The sequence below is a fragment of the Pilimelia anulata genome, from assembly GCF_014647895.1.
GTDB lineage: Bacteria > Actinomycetota > Actinomycetes > Mycobacteriales > Micromonosporaceae > Pilimelia > Pilimelia anulata.
In genome coordinates, this window is sequence record NZ_BMQB01000001.1 from 414,838 (window position 1) to 432,042 (window position 17,205).

14 protein-coding genes are annotated in these 17,205 nt (G+C 75.4%); 12 read left to right on the forward strand and 2 right to left on the reverse strand.

All coding sequences use genetic code 11. The features are described 5' to 3' along the window. Nucleotides 1–22 precede the first annotated feature (22 nt). The 6 genes from infB (at nucleotide 23) to truB (ending at nucleotide 7,482) form a co-directional block, all read left to right on the forward strand. Complete coding sequence (gene infB, locus IEY94_RS01865; protein ID WP_189168239.1) at nucleotides 23–3,091, forward strand: translation initiation factor IF-2; 3,069 nt, start codon at nucleotides 23–25, stop codon at nucleotides 3,089–3,091. An 88-nt stretch (nucleotides 3,092–3,179) separates the two neighbouring features. Next, nucleotides 3,180–3,473, forward strand: a complete 294-nt coding sequence (locus tag IEY94_RS01870) for a DUF503 domain-containing protein (RefSeq protein WP_189168240.1) — start codon at nucleotides 3,180–3,182, stop codon at nucleotides 3,471–3,473. Between the two features lie 139 nt (nucleotides 3,474–3,612). Continuing rightward, entirely contained in the window at nucleotides 3,613–4,113 is a 501-nt protein-coding gene (gene rbfA, locus IEY94_RS01875; protein WP_189168241.1) for a 30S ribosome-binding factor RbfA, read from the forward strand. Further along, nucleotides 4,110–5,138, forward strand: a complete 1,029-nt coding sequence (locus tag IEY94_RS01880; RefSeq protein ID WP_189168242.1) for a DHH family phosphoesterase — start codon at nucleotides 4,110–4,112, stop codon at nucleotides 5,136–5,138. Before rbfA ends, IEY94_RS01880 begins: the two co-directional genes overlap by 4 nt. Before the next feature lie 48 nt (nucleotides 5,139–5,186). After that, nucleotides 5,187–6,497 carry an MATE family efflux transporter gene (locus tag IEY94_RS01885; RefSeq protein ID WP_189168243.1) on the forward strand — a complete coding sequence of 437 codons (1,311 nt, stop codon included), beginning with the start codon at nucleotides 5,187–5,189 and terminating at the stop codon, nucleotides 6,495–6,497. 94 nt (nucleotides 6,498–6,591) lie between these two features. Beyond that, nucleotides 6,592–7,482 carry a tRNA pseudouridine(55) synthase TruB gene (truB, locus tag IEY94_RS01890; protein ID WP_189168244.1) on the forward strand — a complete coding sequence of 297 codons (891 nt, stop codon included), beginning with the start codon at nucleotides 6,592–6,594 and terminating at the stop codon, nucleotides 7,480–7,482. A 15-nt stretch (nucleotides 7,483–7,497) separates the two neighbouring features. Here the strand turns inward: truB and IEY94_RS01895 are convergent, their stop codons facing one another. Both IEY94_RS01895 and IEY94_RS01900 read right to left on the reverse strand, forming a co-directional pair. Further along, complete coding sequence (locus tag IEY94_RS01895) at nucleotides 7,498–7,914, reverse strand: response regulator (RefSeq protein WP_189168245.1); 417 nt, start codon at nucleotides 7,912–7,914, stop codon at nucleotides 7,498–7,500. Next, on the reverse strand, nucleotides 7,911–10,313 hold the full coding sequence (locus tag IEY94_RS01900; RefSeq protein ID WP_189168246.1) for a hybrid sensor histidine kinase/response regulator: 2,403 nt from the start codon (nucleotides 10,311–10,313) through the stop codon (nucleotides 7,911–7,913). The genes IEY94_RS01895 and IEY94_RS01900 overlap by 4 nt, the downstream gene beginning before the upstream one ends. A 124-nt stretch (nucleotides 10,314–10,437) precedes the next feature. Here IEY94_RS01900 and IEY94_RS01905 point away from each other — a divergent pair, with 124 nt between their 5' ends. The 6 genes from IEY94_RS01905 to dapB all read left to right on the forward strand — a co-directional run bounded on the left by IEY94_RS01905 (nucleotide 10,438) and on the right by dapB (nucleotide 17,079). Next, entirely contained in the window at nucleotides 10,438–10,674 is a 237-nt protein-coding gene (locus IEY94_RS01905) for a hypothetical protein (RefSeq protein ID WP_189168247.1), read from the forward strand. A 37-nt stretch (nucleotides 10,675–10,711) separates the two neighbouring features. Then, a complete protein-coding gene (locus IEY94_RS01910) occupies nucleotides 10,712–11,728 on the forward strand; it encodes a bifunctional riboflavin kinase/FAD synthetase (RefSeq protein WP_189168248.1) in 1,017 nt (338 codons plus the stop codon). A gap of 247 nt (nucleotides 11,729–11,975) precedes the next feature. Continuing rightward, entirely contained in the window at nucleotides 11,976–12,245 is a 270-nt protein-coding gene (gene rpsO / locus IEY94_RS01915) for a 30S ribosomal protein S15 (RefSeq protein WP_189168249.1), read from the forward strand. Nucleotides 12,246–12,450: 205 nt separating this feature from the next. Then, a complete protein-coding gene (locus IEY94_RS01920) occupies nucleotides 12,451–14,874 on the forward strand; it encodes a polyribonucleotide nucleotidyltransferase (RefSeq protein ID WP_189168250.1) in 2,424 nt (807 codons plus the stop codon). Between the two features lie 9 nt (nucleotides 14,875–14,883). After that, nucleotides 14,884–16,266, forward strand: coding sequence for a M16 family metallopeptidase (locus IEY94_RS01925; RefSeq protein WP_189168251.1), 1,383 nt, complete (start codon nucleotides 14,884–14,886; stop codon nucleotides 16,264–16,266). Between the two features lie 54 nt (nucleotides 16,267–16,320). Continuing rightward, nucleotides 16,321–17,079, forward strand: coding sequence for a 4-hydroxy-tetrahydrodipicolinate reductase (gene dapB, locus IEY94_RS01930; protein WP_189168252.1), 759 nt, complete (start codon nucleotides 16,321–16,323; stop codon nucleotides 17,077–17,079). Nucleotides 17,080–17,205: the final 126 nt, after the last annotated feature.

Sequence of the window (17,205 nt, forward strand, 5' to 3'; positions counted from 1 at the left end):
CGACCTCGGAGTGAGGAGTGCAGTGGCAGGCAAGGCCCGCGTACACGAGCTCGCGAAAGAGCTCGGGGTCGAGAGCAAGACCGTTCTCGCCAAGCTCAAGGAGATGGGCGAGTTCGTCAAATCCGCATCCAGCACCGTCGAGGCCCCGGTGGCCCGGCGGCTGCGTGGCGCGTTCGTGGCCGAGGGCGGGGCGTCCGCGCCGGCCGCCCCCGCGCCGCCCCGGGTGACCGCCACGCCGGCGCCGCCCGCGGCCCCGACGGTGAGCCCGGCGACCCCGGCCACCCCGGCGCCGTCCGGTCCCGCCGAGCTGAAGCCGGCGGCCCCGAAGCCCGGCCCGAAGGGCCCCGGCCCCCGGCCCGGCCCGCGCGGCCCGGTCCCCGGCCCACCGGTGAGCAAGGCCGCCCCGGCGGCCAAGAGCGCGCACGACATCGAGGTCGAGGCCGCCGAGCAGCGCGCCGCGGCACTCAAGAAGGAGCAGGAGGCGGCCGTTCGCGCCGCCAAGCAGCGCCAGGCCGAGGGGCGCCCCGCGCCCGGCGGTGAGGCCCCCGGCGGCGGTGCCGCCGGCCCCGGCCCGCGGCCCGGCCCCGGCACCATGCCCCCGCGTCCCGGCTCCCCGGCGGCCATGCCGCGGCCGGGTCGCCCCGACGCGCCCGGCCAGTCCGGCGCGCCCGGCGGCGGTCCGCGGCCCGGCCCCGGCGGTCGCCCGCCGGCCCGCAGCGGCGGCAACAACCCGTTCGGCATCACGCCCGGCGCCGGCCGCCCCGCGGCGGGCGGCGCCCCGCGGCCCGGCGGCGGGCCCAGCCCGGCCGGCATGCCGCCGCGGCCCAGCCCGGCGTCCATGCCCCCGCGGCCGAGCCCCGCATCCATGCCCTCGCGCCAGCCGGGTCGCCCCGGTGGCGGTCCGGGCGGCGGCGGGCGCGGTGGCCCCGGTGGCGGTCGGGGTGGTCCCGGTGGCGGCGGCGGTGGCGGCGGTTTCCGCGGTGGTCCCGGTGGCGGCGGCGGTGGCGGCGGTTTCCGCGGTGGTCCCGGTGGCGGCGGCGGTGGCGGTGGCTTCCGCGGTGGTCCCGGTGGCGGCGGCGGTGGCGCGCCGGGTGCCGGTGGCGGCTTCCGCGGCGGCCCGGGCGGCGGTGGCCGGCCGGGTGGCGGCGGGCGCGGTCGCGGCGGCGGTGCCGCGGGTGCCTTCGGGCGTCCGGGCGGCAAGCCGGCCCGCGGGCGCAAGTCGAAGAAGCAGCGCAGGCAAGAGTTCGACAATCTGTCGGCCCCGACGATGAGTTCGGGCGCCCCGCGCGGCCAGGGTCAAGCGATCCGGCTGTCCCGCGGCGCCTCGCTCTCGGACTTCGCCGACAAGATCAACGCGAACCCGGGCTCGCTCGTCCAGGAGATGTTCAACCTGGGCGAGATGGTCACGGCGACGCAGTCGTGCTCGGACGAGACGCTGCTGCTGCTGGGCGAGCACCTGGGCTTCGACGTCCAGATCGTCAGCCCCGAGGACGAGGATCGCGAGCTGCTCGCGCAGTTCAACATCGACCTCGACGCCGAGGTGGACTCCGAGCGGCTGGTCAGCCGGCCGCCGGTGGTGACCGTCATGGGTCACGTCGACCACGGTAAGACGAAGCTGCTGGACGCGATCCGCAACGCCAACGTCGTGGCGGGCGAGGCCGGCGGCATCACCCAGCACATCGGTGCGTACCAGGTGCACGTCGACCACGACAGCGTGGACCGGGCGATCACCTTCATCGACACCCCGGGTCACGAGGCGTTCACCGCCATGCGTGCCCGTGGTGCCCAGGTCACGGACATCGTGATCCTGGTCGTCGCGGCCGACGACGGCGTCATGCCGCAGACGATCGAGGCGCTGAACCACGCGAAGGCCGCCGAGGTCCCGATCGTGGTCGCGGTGAACAAGGTGGACAAGCCGGAGGCGAACCCCGACAAGGTGCGCCAGCAGCTCGCCGAGTACGGCCTGATCTGCGAGGAGTACGGCGGCGACACGATGTTCGTCAACGTCGCGGCCAAGCCCGGCATCGGCATCGAGGACCTGCTCAACGCCGTGCTGCTCACCGCGGACGCGGCCCTGGAGCTGACCGCCCCCGAGGACGGTCCGGCGCAGGGCGTGGCGATCGAGGCGCACCTGGACAAGGGTCGCGGTGCCGTGGCCACCGTCCTGGTGCAGAAGGGCACGCTGAAGGCGGGCGACTCGATCGTCGCCGGCGGCGCGCACGGCCGGGTCCGGGCGATGCTCGACGAGAACGGCAACGCGCTCAGCGAGGCGGGCCCGTCCCGTCCGGTGCTGGTGCTCGGCCTCACGTCGGTGCCGAGCGCGGGGGACACGTTCCTCGCGGCCTCGGACGACCGCACGGTCCGGCAGATCGCCGAGCAGCGGCAGGCGCGGCGGCGGGCGGCGAGCTTCGCCAACTCCCGCGGCCGGGCGACGCTCGAGAACTTCATGGACCAGATCAAGGAGGGCGAGAAGAGCGCGCTCACGCTCATCCTCAAGGGCGACGTCTCCGGTTCCGTGGAGGCCCTCGAGGACGCGCTGTTCAAGCTCGACATCCCCGAAGAGGTCCAGCTCAAGATCCTCGACCGCGGCGTCGGCGCGATCACCGAGTCCAACGTCATGCTGGCGTCGGCCTCGGATGCGATCATCGTCGGCTACAACGTCCGCGCCCAGGGCAAGGCCATCGAGGCCCTGGCCGAGCGCGAGGGCGTGGAGATCCGGTACTACACCGTGATCTACCAGGCCCTGGAGGAGATCGAGGCGGCGCTCAAGGGGCTGCTCAAGCCGGAGTTCGAAGAGGTCGAGCTGGGCTCGGCGGAGATCCGCGAGGTCTTCCGCTCGTCCAAGATCGGCAACATCGCCGGCTGCCTGGTCCGCTCGGGCGTGCTGCGCCGCAACGCCAAGGCCCGGCTCGTCCGGGACGGCGTCGTGGTCGCGGACAACCTGTCCCTGTCCAGCCTCAAGCGGTTCAAGGACGACGCAACCGAGGTCCGCGAGGGCTTCGAGTGCGGTCTGACCCTGAGCAACTACAACAACGTTCAGGTCGGCGACGTCATCGAGACGTTCGAGATGCGGGAGAAGCCGCGCGCCTGATCGGGTGACGAACCGCGGTGGGGGCGGGTGCCGGCAACGGCGCCCGCCCCCACCGCCGTGCCGGGGCGGTGCCGTACCGTGGGCGCTCGTGTACACCGGAACGGCCGAATTCGACCTGCTGCTGCCCGCCGACGCGCGCTCGCTGAAGGCCAAGCGCGCCTACGTCCGCCCGATCGTCGCCGCGCTGCGCCGGTTCGAGGTGGCGGTCGCCGAGGTCGCCGACCAGGACCTGCACGGCCGGGCCCGGCTCGGCGTCGCCGCCGTGGCCGGGGAGGCCGGGCAGGTCGCGGCCGTCCTCGACCGGTGCGAGCAGGCCGTCGCCGGCCGGCCGGAGGTGGAGCTGCTGTCGGTCCGCCGGCGGCTGTACGGCGCCGACGACTGACCCCCGGCGGCGCGTCGATCCCCCGCCCGCGTGGCGGCGGCCGGGTCGGGGCGCCGGGTAGGGTCGACGTAGCGGGAACCCCCGGCGGCCCGGGCCGCTCCCGCGGGGTGCGGTGTCAGCGAGAGTGGAGGTGGCCGCGATGAGCGACCAGGCCAGGGTACGGCGGCACGCGGAGCGTGTGAAGGAGCTAGTGGCCTCGGTGGTCCGGACGCAGGTCAAGGACCCCCGCCTCGGCATGCTGACGATCACCGACGCCCGGCTGACCGCCGACCTGCGCGAGGCGACCGTCTTCTACACCGTGCTCGGCGACGCGGCCGCGCAGGCCGGCACCGCCGCGGCGCTGGACAGCGCCAAGGGCATGGTCCGCAGTACCGTCGGGCGGGCTCTGGGGCTGCGCCACTCGCCGACGATCGACTTCGTCGCCGACCACGTCCACGACCACGCGCAGCACATCGACGAGCTGCTCGCCGTGGCCCGCGACGCCGACGCCGAGGTGCAGCGGCGCGCCGCCGGCGCGCGGTTCGCGGGCGAGCCACAGCCGTACCGCGTAGAGTCCGATGTGGAGGACGACGTCGACGGCGCGCCGCTCGGCGCCGCCGGCGGAGCGGAGACCGCGGAGACCATGGAGGGTCGACGGTGACCGACGACGACGCACCGGCGCCGGGGATCAGCGAGGAGCAGTGGGCGGCGGCGGTGACCGCGGTGCGCACGCTCCCGCGCGACGCGTCGATCCTGCTCGTCTGCCACGTCAATCCCGACGGCGACGCCCTGGGCAGCATGCTCGGCGTCGGCCTGGCCCTGCGCGCCGCCGGCTACACCCGGCTGCAGGCCACCTTCCCCGGGCCGCCGGCCGTACCGGAGCCGTTCCGCGGCCTGCCGGGGCTGGAGCTGCTCGTCCCCGAGGACGCGGCGATCGCCGAGCCGGAGCTGCTGCTCTGCTTCGACGCCGCCGGCCCGGCGCGGATCGGCAAGCTCGTCGACCGGCTGGACACCGCCGGCACGTCCATCGTGCTCGACCACCACGCGTCCAACCCCGGCTTCGGCGGCCACCCGCTGATCTCGCCGACCGCCGCGGCCACCTCGGTCGTCGCCGCCGAGCTGCTGCGCCGGCTCGACCTGCCGCTGGACGCGGCGGTCGCCGAGTGCCTGTACGTGGCGCTGGTCACCGACACCGGCTCGTTCAAGTTCAACCTGACCACGCCGGCCGTGCACCGGCTCGCCGCGACGCTGCTGGCCACCGGCCTGCGCCCCGGCGAGATCTCCCAGCGGGTGCTCGACTCGCGGCCGTTCGGGGCGGTGAAGCTGTTCGGGGACGCGCTGAGCCGGGCCGAGCTGGAGCCGGCCTCGGCCGGCGGGGTCGGGCTGGTCTGGGCGTACGTCTCGCTCGCCGACCTGGCCCGGCACGACCAGGAGCCGTACGTGATGGAGGCGCTCATCGACTCCGTCCGCGGCGCCGCCGAGGCGGACGTGGCCTGCGTGCTCAAGCAGGTCGCCGAGCGGGAGTGGTCGGTCTCCCTGCGCAGCAAGGGCGCCCGCGACGTCAGCGCCGTCGCCGTGTCGCTCGGCGGCGGCGGGCACCGGCTGGCCGCGGGCTTCACCGGGCACGGCACGCTGGACGAGGTCCTCGGCCGGCTCCGGGACGCCCTGGCCACCGCCACCGCGTAACGGGCATCGGGGCTGGCGGAGCCTTACCGCCGGTGCGATGATGGGCGGGTGGACCACCCGCCGCCGACCGCCGCCCCGGTACGGGCGCTCGTCCGGCTGGCCCTGCCCACCCTCGTCGTGCTCGCGGCCGAGCCGCTGTACGTACTCGTCGACACCGCCGTCGTCGGCCGGCTCGGCCGGGTCCCGCTGGCCGGGCTCGCGCTCGGCGGGGCGGTGATGACCGTGGCCGCCTGGCTGGGCACCCTGATCGCGTACGCCACCACCGGCCGGGCCGCCCGCCGGTACGGCGCCGGCGACCGCCGCGGCGCGGTCACCGAGGGCGTCCAGGCGTCCTGGCTGGCCCTGGCGCTCGGCGCCGCGCTCGCCGTCGGCGCGGTGTGGGGCGCCGCGCCGCTGGCCCGGCTGCTCGGCGGCGGCGACCCGGCCGTGGTCGACGGCGCCGCCGCCTGGCTCCGGGTGGCCGCCTGGGGCGCGCCGGGCATCCTGCTGACGCTGGCCGGCAACGGCTGGCTGCGCGGCGTCCGGGACACCGCCCGCCCGCTGCGGTACGTCATCGGCACCAACGCCCTCTCGGCCGCCGCCTGCCCGCTGCTCGTGCACACCGCCGGGCTGGGGCTGGTCGGCTCGGCCTGGGCCAACGTCGGCGCGCAGACCCTCGGCGGGGCGCTGTTCGTCCGGGCGCTGCTCGCCGAGCGGGTGCCGCTGCGCCCGCGGCCGGACCTGCTCGCCGGCCAGGTGCGGCTCGGCCGGGACCTGCTGATCCGCGGCGCGGCCATGCACGGGGCGTTCCTCTGCGCGGCGGCGGTGGTGGCCCGGTTCGGCGCGGCGGCGCTGGCGGCGCACCAGATCGCGCTGCACCTGTGGATGCTCTGCTCGTTCGTGCTGGACGCGGTAGCGGTGGCGGCGCAGGCGCTGGTCGGCGCGGCGCTGGGGGCGGGGGACGAGCGCGGCGCCGCCGGCCTGGCCCGGCGCAGCGGGCTGCTCGGGCTGGCCGGCGGGGCGGTGCTCGCGGTGCTGCTCGGGGCGGGGGCGGTGGTACTGCCGCGGCTGTTCACGGGCGATCCGCTGGTCTGGGCGGAGGCGGGGCGGGCCTGGCCGTGGTTCGTCGCGGTGCTGCCGCTGGCGGGGGTGGTGTACGCCCTGGACGGGGTGCTGATCGGGGCCGGGGACGCGCGGTACCTGCGGACGGTCGCGGTGGTCAGCGCGGTGGGGGTGTTCGCGCCGGCGAGCCTGGTCGCGGCGCGGACGGGGTCGGGGCTGCGGGGGGTGTGGATCGGGCTGGCGCTGTTCGTCCTGGCGCGGCTGGTGCTGCTGCTGGCCCGCTTCCGGACCCCGGCCTGGCTGCGCCAGCGCGCCTGACCCTCCCTACCCCCGTGGTGCCGTGCGTCGCGGTGCGTACCCGCGGGCGGGCCCGGGGACGGGCGTGCGGGGTGGGGCGTGGGAGGCTGGGGGGATGAGTGCGGACGGGCTGGTGGTGGTCGACAAGAGCGCCGGGTGGACGTCGCACGACGTCGTCGGGCGGATGCGGCGGCTGGCCCGGACCCGCAAGGTCGGGCACGGCGGCACGCTCGACCCGATGGCCACCGGGGTGCTCGTCGTCGCCGTCGGGCGGGCCACCCGCCTGCTGACGTACGTGATCGGGGCCGACAAGGCGTACACCGGCACCATCCGGCTCGGGCAGTCCACGGTGACCGACGACGCCGAGGGCGAGGTCACCGCCGCGCGCGGCGCCGGCGGCGTGACCGACGCCGCGATCGTCGCCGGGCTGGCCGCGCTGACCGGCGAGCTGGACCAGGTGCCCACCGCGGTCAGCGCGATCAAGGTGGACGGGGTGCGGGCGTACCGGCGGGTGCGCGACGGCGAGCAGGTCGAGCTGGCGCCGCGGCGGGTCACCGTCCACGAGCTGACCGTCGGGGCGATCAGCCGGCCGACGGCCGACCTGGTGGACGTCGAGGTGGCGCTGCGCTGCACCTCCGGTACGTACGTCCGGGCCATCGCCCGCGACCTCGGCGCGGCGCTCGGGGTCGGCGGCCACCTCACGGCGCTGCGGCGCACCGCGGTCGGCGGCTTCACGCTGGCCGAGGCGGCGACGCTGGACGAGCTGGCCGAGCGGGCCGGGGACGAGCCGGTGACCGGCCTGCCGATGGCGGAGGCGGCCCGCCGGTTCCTGCCCGCCCGGGACGTGGACGAGGCGGCGGCGCGCACGCTGTCCCACGGCGGCCCGCTGGCGCCGGGCGGGATCGCCGGGCCGTACGCGGCGATCGGGCCCGCGGGCGACCTGCTCGCGGTGCTCCGCGACCGCGACGGCCGGGCTCGCCCGGACGTCGTCTTCGCCGCCGCCTGACCCGCGGCCGGCGCGTCAGGGGCGGCCGTTGGGGCGCTCGGCGCGGCGCTTCAGGTGGGTGGAGAGGATCGAGACCAGGTCGGCCGCCACGTACGGCTTGTCCAGGAAGCCGTCGCAGCCCGCCGCCATCGCCGCCGCCCGCTCGGCCGGCAGCACGCTCGCGGTCAGCGCCACCACCTCCGGCCGGAGGGTCTCGTCCTGCCCGGCCAGCTCGGTGGCCAGGGTCAGGCCGTTGCCGTCGGGCAGGTTGAGGTCGAGCAGGACGACGTCCGGCGGGGCGCTGGCCAGCGCGGCCCGGGCGGTGGCCAGCGTGGCCACCTCGGTGAGCTGCACGTCGCGCACCTCGGGGTCGGCTGCCCTGGCCAGGCTCGCCCGCACGAGCACGCGGTTGAGCTCCTCGTCCTCGACCAGCAGGACCTGATGCGCGGTCATGATGATGCTCCTCCGGTGCTGTCGTGCGGGACGGCCAGGGTCCGGTCGGCGGCGGTGTCGTCGGTCGGCGCGGCGCCCGACGAGCGCTCCTGCCGGTCGTGGTCGCGCCGGCGCGGGCGCAGCGCCGAGGCGTCGTTGCCCGGCCAGCCGGCCGGGTCGCGGCCCGGCACGTGCCGGGCCAGCGCGGCCAGCAGTTCGCCGTGCTCCACCGGTTTGACAAAGTACTCCGCCGCGCCCATCGCGACGCCGGTACGCCGCTCGTCGAGCACGGTGACCACCAGAACGGGTACGGTGGCCAGCCCCGCGTCGTTCTTGAACTGGCGCAGCACCTCCCAGCCGTCCATGCCGGGGAGCTGGACGTCGAGCAGCACCGCGTCCGGCGGGTTCGCCCGGGCCATCTGCAGGCCGGCCTCGCCGGTGCTGGCGAGCTGGACGTCGTACCCGGCGGCGGTCAGGTAGGTGCGGACCAGCTCGGCGGCCCGCAGGTCGTCCTCGATCAGCAGCACCCGACCGAGCGCCGCGCCCTCGCGCCGGCTCTCGCTGCGCTCGCTGGGCGTCGGCATCGCCGCCGGCAGGTACAGGGTGAACTGGCTGCCCTGCCCCGGCTCCGAGCGCATCCGGATGTCGCCGCCGTGCGCCTGCGCCAGCCGCCGGGTGAGCGCCAGCCCCAGCCCGGTCCCGGCCTGCCGCTGGGTCGGGTCGCCGACCTGCTGGAACTCCTCGAACACCCGGTGGTGGTCGCCGGCCTCGATGCCGATGCCGGTGTCGGTCACGCTGACGGTGACCTGCGGGCCGGCGGCGGCGCCGGTGAGCGTGATGTGCCCGCCCGCGGGCGTGAACTTGATCGCGTTGGAGAGCAGGTTCTCCAGCATCTGCCGGTACCGGACCGGGTCGACGTGCGCGGTCAGCGCCGGCAGCTCGTTGTGCGCGTGCAGCTCCTTGCGGTCGACCAGCGGGCGCAGCGCGGTGAGCAGGTCGGCCGCGGCGGTGTCCAGGCGCAGCGGGACCGGCTGGAGGTCCAGCCGGCCCGCCTCGACCTTGGTCAGGTCCAGGACGTCGTTGATCAGCCCGAGCAGGTGCCGGCCGCTGGAGTGGATGTGGTCCACCCAGTCGGCCGGGACGAGCCGCTGGTCCCCGCGGGCCTCCTCGCCCCGCATCAGGTCGGAGAAGCCGATGATCGCGTTGAGCGGCGTACGCAGCTCGTGGCTCATGCTGGCCAGGAAGTTGGACTTGGCCCGGCTGGCCACGGTCAGCGCCTCGACCGAGTCGGCCAGCTTGTCGGCCAGCCGGCCGCGCTCGGCGATCACCTCGCCCCGCTCGGCCAGGATGCCGGCCTGCCCGCCCAGGTCGGCGAGCATCCGCAGGTCGTCCTCGGCGAACAGGCCGCGGTGGGCGTCCAGCACGAGCAGCGCGCCCTCGGTGTCCGGCGGGACCGTCAGCGGTACCGCGGTGAGGAACCGGCCGGGCAGCACGGTGGCGTAGTGCCCGACGATCGGGTTCGGCGCCTCCCCGGCCAGCGCGAACGGCCGCCGCCCGGCGAGCAGGAAGTCCAGGTCGTGCACCCGGCAGCTCTCCGGCGGGGCGATGGTGAAGCCGGCCGTGGCCGGCTGGACGAGCGCGTCCTGCTCCCGGTCCTTGAGCAGCACGGCCACGGCGTCGGAGCCGGCCACCTCGCGGACGGTCCGGGCGTACCGGTGCCAGATCCGGGCGCTGGTGTCGGTGGCCGGGGCGTTGAGGATGCGCTCGCCGACGGTGTACGCGGCGGCGGCCGACCACTGCCGGCGCAGCCACAGCGGCGGGAAGAAGGCGAGCAGGTACCCGACCGAGGCCAGCAGGGCGAGCAGCCGTCCGGCGGTCGCCAGGGCCTCGCCGGCCACCACGCTGCCGCCCAGCGCCGCGCCGGCGGCGGCGAACAGCCCGGTCGCCCAGGCGGTGATCATCAACCGGACGGCGCTGGCGCCGGTCCGCCGGCGGGCCTCCACGGCCAGGTACCCGGCGGCGATGCCCTCGGTGACCATGAAGACGACGATGAACCCCAGGGTCAGGCCCCAGGCCAGCGGCCGCGGCGCGACGACGGCCGGGATGGCCGCCACCAGGTACGCCCCGATGGTGGCCCGGCCGAGCCAGTGCGGCACGTGGTGCAGCCGCTGGGCCAGCCGCAGGGTGAGGTACGGCTGGAGCAGCAGCAGCGCCAGCGCCGTCGCCCAGACCACCCGGTGCACGGACTGGCCGAGCACCGTGACGAGGTCCAGCACGAACAGCGCCGCGGCCGCGGCGAACATGGCCGTGACGTCGCGCTGCACCGGGTCGCGGCTCAGCAGGTAGCCCCAGAGCGCGCGCAGGAAGACGATCGCGAGGCACGACTCGGCGACCAGCGTGATCAGTTGATTACTGTCCATCACCCTCTCCACGCAAACTGTAACCAGATCGCGTGACATGCGGAGGTGCACTACCGGATGATGGGGCCGTGCCGGGCGCCGGGCGCCACCGCCCGCCGCGCGGGCCGGCCGGGGAGGGGTGTCGGTGGACGACGAGGCGGCCCGGGAGCTGGACCGGCTGCGCCGGGAGATCGGGCATACGGCGCACGAGCTGGCGAACGTCCTCGGCATCGTGCAGAACTACGTCGCCTTCCTCGCCGAGGACCTGCCCGCCGACCCGGACAGCCCGGCCCGCAAGGACCTGCCGCCGCTGGAGTCGGCCACCGAGCGGGCGATCGCGCTCGTCCAGCAGCTCCAGCACACGGTCGCCGGCGTCCCCTGACGCGGCCCGGTCGGGGTGGGCGGCCTAGGCTCGGGCCATGCAGCGGTGGCGGGGACTCGGGGCGGTACCGGCGGGCTGGGGCCGGTCGGTGGTCGGGATCGGCGTCTTCGACGGCGTGCACCGGGGCCACCGGGCCACGATCGGCCACGCCGTCGCCGAGGCCCGCGCCCGGCGGTTACGCAGCGTGATCGTCACCTTCGACCCGCACCCGGCCGAGGTGGTCCGACCCGGCGCCCACCCGGCCGTGCTCACCTCGGCCACCCGCAAGGCGGAGCTGATCGCCGAGTTGGGCGTGGACGCGCTCTGGGTGCTGCCGTTCACCCGCGAGTTCTCCCGGCTGCCGCCGGAGGAGTTCGTGTACGACGTCCTGGTCGAGCGGCTGCACACCGCGCTGGTCGTGGTGGGGGAGAACTTCCGGTTCGGCCACCGGGCGGCCGGCGACGTGGCGCTGCTGGACACCCTGGGCCGCCGCTTCGGCTTCGCCGTCGAGGGCGCCCCGCTGGTCGGCGCCGCCACCGCCCCGCCGCCCGCCGCCGTCCCCCCGCCCGCCGCCTTCCCGCCGCCCGCCGCCGCGGGCGGGGCCGAGGTCTTCTCCTCCACGTACATCCGGGCCTGCGTCGCCGCCGGGGACGTCGCCGCCGCGGCGGCCGCGCTCGGCCGGGCGCACCGGATCGAGGGCGTGGTGGTCCGCGGCGACCGGCGCGGCCGGGAGCTGGGGTTCCCGACCGCCAACCTGCTCTGCGAGCCGCACGCCGCGCTGCCGGCCGACGGCGTGTACGCCGCGTGGCTGGTCCGCCCCGACGGCACGCCGGTGGCCGCCGACGGCCCGCCGGCCCTGCGGGCGGCGGTCTCGATCGGCACCAACCCCACCTTCCGGGGGGACGAGCGGCGGGTCGAGGCGTACGCCCTGGACTTCGCCGGCGACCTGTACGGCGAGCGGCTCGCCCTCGACTTCGTCGCCCGGCTGCGCGGCCAGGAGACGTTCGCCCGGGTCGAGGATCTGGTCACCACGATCGGGGACGACGTCGCCCGCACCCGCACCCTGCTGGGGTGATCACCGGCGGTGGTCCGCCGCGGGTCGTACGGCGTCGCCTGGTAGGGTGAGGACCGCGTGGCGGGACCCCCGCCACCTCTCCGGCCCCGCCGTCGGGACCGCGCCGCAGCACGGGACGTGCAGCGCGCCGCGCGACGGCACCGCTCCGCCGCGACCCGCGCGGAGCCGGGGTCCGGGGCACGGCTCCGCCACCTGCACGACGCCGTGGGAGCGGAGCGATCATCACCCTCAGAGAACTAGGGAGACCATGGCGCTCGACCAGGCAGCGAAGGCGGACATCCGCGCGGAGTACGCGACGGCCGAGGGGGACACCGGCTCGCCGGAGGTCCAGGTGGCCGTCCTCACGAAGCGGATCGCGGAGCTCACCGAACACCTGAAGCGGCACAAGCACGACCACCACAGCCGGCGCGGCCTGCTCCTGCTGGTGGGTCGCCGCCGCCGCCTCCTCAACTACATCCAGAAGAAGGACATCGGCCGCTACCGGTCGCTCATCGAGCGCCTCGGCCTGCGCCGCTGACCGCGTCGGGCCCGGCGAACCCGCCGGGCCCGCCCACTTCCCGGGGTATGGGCCCGGGGCGACCGGTCCGCTTGGTACCGGTCCTCGGTAGTGGCCCCCGGGCCGGCCGCCTCGGCCGCCACCGGGAGCTTCGATCGAAGACCGGCCGCGCGTGCGGTTTCCCCTCGGTTCGTGGCCCCACGACCGAAACGGAGTACACCGGTACATGACCGAGCCAACGACTCTCGGCACCCAGCACAGCAAGGCGACCATCGACAACGGGAGCTTCGGCACCCGGGAGGTCGTCTTCTCCACCGGCCGGCTCGCCCGGCAGGCCGCCGGGTCGGTGACCGCCCGGCTCGCCGACACCGTGGTGCTGTCGGCCACCTCCGCGGGCAAGACGCCCAAGGAGCAGTTCGACTTCTTCCCGCTCACCGTCGACGTCGAGGAGCGGATGTACGCCGCGGGCCGGATCCCCGGCTCGTTCTTCCGCCGCGAGGGCCGGCCCAGTGAGGACGCCGTCCTCACCTGCCGGCTGATCGACCGCCCGCTGCGGCCCAGCTTCGTCAAGGGCCTGCGCAACGAGGTCCAGGTCGTCTGCACGATCCTCGCGCTCGACCCGGAGCACCCGTACGACGTCGTGGCGATCAACGCCGCGTCGCTGTCCACGAAGATCTCCGGCCTGCCGTTCTCCGGCCCGATCGGGGCCACCCGGATGGCGCACGTCGAGGGCCAGTGGGTCGCGTTCCCGACGCACGAGGAGCTGGCCCGGGCCACCTTCGACATGGTGGTCGCCGGCCGTACCCTGCCCGACGGCGACGTCGCGATCATGATGGTCGAGGCGGAGTCCACCGAGAACACCGTCAAGCTGGTCGCCGACGGCGCCCAGGCGCCGACGGAGGAGATCGTCGCCGGCGGGCTGGAGGCGGCCAAGGCCGCCATCCGCGAGCTGTGCCGGGCGCAGGACGAGCTGGCCGCGGTCGCCGCGAAGCCGATCACCGAGTTCCCGGTCTTCCTGGAGTACCAGGACGACGTGTACGCGGCCGTGGCGGACCTGGTCCGCGGCGAGACCAGCGAGGCCCTGCGGATCGCCGGCAAGGCGGACCGCGAGGAGGCCCTGGACCGGATCAAGGCCAGGGTGCTGGAGCAGCTCGGCGAGCGGTTCGAGGGTCGGGAGAAGGAGCTGTCGGCGGCGTTCCGCTCGCTGACCAAGTCCGAGGTCCGGGCGCGCGTGCTGCGCGAGCAGGTCCGGATCGACGGCCGCGGGGTGCGCGACATCCGGCCGCTGACCGCCGAGGTCGGCATCCTGCCGCGGGTGCACGGCTCGGCGCTGTTCGAGCGGGGCGAGACGCAGATCATGGGCGTCTCCACGCTGAACATGCTCCGGATGGAGCAGCAGCTCGACACGCTGTCGCCGGAGAAGCACAAGCGGTACATGCACAACTACAACTTCCCGCCGTACTCGGTCGGCGAGACCGGCCGGGTCGGCGCGCCGAAGCGCCGGGAGATCGGCCACGGCGCGCTGGCGGAGCGGGCGCTGATCCCGGTGCTGCCGTCGCGGGAGGAGTTCCCGTACGCGATCCGGCAGGTGTCCGAGGCGCTGGGCTCGAACGGCTCGACCTCGATGGGCTCGGTCTGCGCGTCCACGATGTCGCTGCTGAGCGCGGGCGTGCCGCTGAAGGCGCCGGTCGCCGGCATCGCCATGGGCCTCATCTCCGACGAGGTCGACGGCAAGACCCGGTACGTGACGCTGACCGACATCCTCGGTGCCGAGGACGCGTTCGGCGACATGGACTTCAAGGTCGCCGGTACGCCGGACTTCATCACCGCGCTCCAGCTCGACACCAAGCTGGACGGCATCCCGTCGGACGTGCTGGCGGGCGCGCTGGCCCAGGCGCACGAGGCCCGGACCACGATCCTCGGCGTCATGCAGGAGGCCATCGAGTCCCCGGCGCGGATGAGCGAGTACGCCCCGCGGGTCACCACCGTCAAGATCCCGGTCGACAAGATCGGCATGGTGATCGGCCCCAAGGGCCAGACGATCAACGCGATCCAGGACGAGACCGGCGCCGAGATCTCCATCGAGGACGACGGCACGATCTACGTCGGCGCGACCAACGGCCCGAGCGCCGAGGCCGCGGTCGAGCGGATCAACGCGATCGCCAACCCGACGCTGCCGAAGCTCGGCGACAAGTTCCTGGGCACCGTGGTGAAGACGGCCGCGTTCGGCGCGTTCGTCTCGCTGCTGCCCGGCCGCGACGGCCTGCTGCACATCTCCAAGGTGGGCGACGGCAAGCGGGTCGACCGGGTCGAGGACTTCCTCAACGTCGGCGACAAGGTCGAGGTCCAGATCGCGGACATCGACGCGCGCGGCAAGGTGTACCTGGACAAGGTCCGCCCCGAGGGCGCCGAGGCGCCGGCGGAGGCGGGCGGCGGCGAGCGGCGCGGCGGCGGCGACCGCCCGCGCGGCGACCGGGACCGCGACCGCGGCCCGCGGCGCGACGGCGGGGACCGCCCGCCGCGCGGCGAGGGCGGCCCGCGCGAGGCCGGCGACGCCCCCCGCGAGGGTGGCGACGCTCCCCGCGAGGGCGGCGACGGCGGCTCCCGGGACGGCGGCGAGCCCCGCCGCCGTCGGCAGCGCCGGGACTGACCAGCGTCGATGACATTCACTCACCACGAGTACCGCACTCGGGCCGGTCGCCGCAGGGCGCCGGCCCGGGCCGGTTCCGGGACCGCGGCCGGCGGCGACGCGGCGGTTCTGCACGGAACGGTCCGCCGCACGGTGCTGCCGCAGGGCCTGCGGATCGTCACCGAGGCGATCCCGGCGATGCGCAGCGCCTGCTTCGGCGTCTGGGTCGCGGTCGGCTCGCGGGACGAGGCGCCCGCCGACTCCGGCGTCTCGCACTTTTTGGAGCACCTGCTGTTCAAGGGGACCCGGCGGCGCACCGCGCTGGAGATCTCCTCCCGGATCGAGGCGGTCGGCGGCGAGACCAACGCGTTCACCGCCAAGGAGTACACCTGCTACTACGCCCGGGTGCTGGACGCCGACCTGCCGATGGCGATCGACGTCATGTGCGACCTGGTGGCCGACTCGCTGCTGACCGCCGAGGACGTGGAGACCGAGCGGGGCGTGATCCTGGAGGAGATCGCCATGCACGACGACGAGCCCGGCGACGAGGTGCACGACCTGCTCGTCGGGACGCTCTACGACGGCCACGCGCTCGGCCGGCTGATCTCCGGCACCGAGGCGTCGATCACGGCGATCGAGCGGCCGCAGATCGTCGACTTCTACCGCACCCGGTACACCGCGCCGCGGATCGTCATCGCCGCCGCCGGCAGCCTCGACCACGACGAGGTCGTGGAGCGGGTGGTGGCGGCGCTGGCCGGCACGCCGCTGGCCGCGGACGCCGGCCCGGCCGAGCCGGCCGGGCACCGCCCGTCCACCCCGGCCGTCGTGCCGGCGCCGGCCGGCGTGCGGGTGCAGAAGAAGGACACCGAGCAGGCGCACCTGGTCCTCGGCACGCCGGCGATCGGCCGGCTCGACGACCGCCGGTTCTCCCTCGGCGTGCTGAACAACGTGCTCGGCGGCGGCATGTCCAGCCGGCTGTTCCAGGAGATCCGGGAGCGGCGCGGGCTGGCCTACTCGGTGTACTCGTACGCCAGCCAGTTCGCCGACACCGGGTACTTCGCCGTGTACGCCGGCTGCGCCCCCGCCCGGGCCGCCGAGGTGCTGGACCTGATCCGCGCCGATCTGGACCGGGCCGCCGCGGCCGGGGTCACCGACGACGAGCTGGTCCGCGGCAAGGGCATGCTCAAGGGCGCGCTCGTGCTGGGGCTGGAGGACACCGGGTCGCGGATGACGCGGCTGGCCAAGGGTGAACTACTGTACGACGAACAATTGTCGGTGGATGATCTGCTGGCCCGGGTGGACGCCGTGACCGCCGCGGGCGTCGCCGAGGTGGCCGGCAGCCTGCTGCGCCAGCCGATGTCGCTGGCCGTGGTGGGACCGTTCACGGAGAAGGACTTCCCGGCCGGCGCGTGACCGCCGGCCGCTGTCGATGGCCCGGTGGGCCGGCGTACGGAGAAGAGGTGGGGCATGTCGGAGCGGACGGACCCGATCACGGTCGGCGTGATCGGCGCGCGGGGCCGGATGGGCGCACAGGCCTGCAAGGCGGTCGACGGCGCGCCGGACATGGAGCTGGTCGCGATGATCGACATCGGCGACGGGCTGTTCAGCGCCGCTGACGCCGGCGCCGACGTCGTCGTCGACTTCACCAACCCGGACGTGGTGATGGACAACGTCCACTGGTGCGTCGAGCAGGGCATCAACGTCGTCGTCGGGACCAGCGGCTTCACCCCGCAGCGGATCGACCGGGTCCGCGGCTGGCTCACCCACAAGCCGAACACCGGCGTGGTCATCGCCCCGAACTTCGCCGTCGGCGCCGTGCTCATGATGGAGTTCGCCGCCCGGGCGGCCCGGTACTTCGAGTCCGTCGAGGTCATCGAGCAGCACCACCCGGACAAGCTGGACGCCCCCAGCGGCACCGCGCTGGCCACCGCCGCGGCGATCGCCGCCGCCCGGGCCGAGGCCGGCCTCGGCGACGTGCCGGACCGGACCAAGGAGGCGCTGGACGGCGCCCGCGGCGCCCGGGTCGAGGGCGTACCGGTGCACTCGGTGCGCGCCCGCGGCCTGGTGGCGCACCAGGAGGTGCTGTTCGGCGCGCAGGGCGAGACGCTGACGCTGCGGCACGACTCGTACGACCGGGCGTCGTTCATGCCGGGCGTGCTGCTGGCGATCCGCCAGGTGCTCAAGCGGCCGGGCCTGACGATGGGCCTGGGCGCGCTGCTGCCCTGATCCACCCGCGGTCCTGATCCACCGGATCCTGACGCACCGCGCGGCGCCGCCGCCCCCGCTGGGGTGGCGGCACTGTCGTTTGTGGGGCCGCGTGCTCGCTGGAGCGGCCCGCGGTCGGGGCCGGAC

What these genes read in the sequence shown, in the direction of transcription:
- rbfA (WP_189168241.1), top strand. Translation starts at nt 3,613, where the DNA reads ATGAGCGACCAGGCCAGGGTACGGCGGCACGCGGAGCGTGTGAAGGAG.
- IEY94_RS01900 (WP_189168246.1), bottom strand. Translation starts at nt 10,313, where the DNA reads ATGGACAGTAATCAACTGATCACGCTGGTCGCCGAGTCGTGCCTCGCG.
- IEY94_RS01925 (WP_189168251.1), top strand. Translation starts at nt 14,884, where the DNA reads ATGACATTCACTCACCACGAGTACCGCACTCGGGCCGGTCGCCGCAGG.
- truB (WP_189168244.1), top strand. Translation starts at nt 6,592, where the DNA reads ATGAGTGCGGACGGGCTGGTGGTGGTCGACAAGAGCGCCGGGTGGACG.
- rpsO (WP_189168249.1), top strand. Translation starts at nt 11,976, where the DNA reads ATGGCGCTCGACCAGGCAGCGAAGGCGGACATCCGCGCGGAGTACGCG.
- dapB (WP_189168252.1), top strand. Translation starts at nt 16,321, where the DNA reads ATGTCGGAGCGGACGGACCCGATCACGGTCGGCGTGATCGGCGCGCGG.
- IEY94_RS01910 (WP_189168248.1), top strand. Translation starts at nt 10,712, where the DNA reads ATGCAGCGGTGGCGGGGACTCGGGGCGGTACCGGCGGGCTGGGGCCGG.
- IEY94_RS01895 (WP_189168245.1), bottom strand. Translation starts at nt 7,914, where the DNA reads ATGACCGCGCATCAGGTCCTGCTGGTCGAGGACGAGGAGCTCAACCGC.
- IEY94_RS01920 (WP_189168250.1), top strand. Translation starts at nt 12,451, where the DNA reads ATGACCGAGCCAACGACTCTCGGCACCCAGCACAGCAAGGCGACCATC.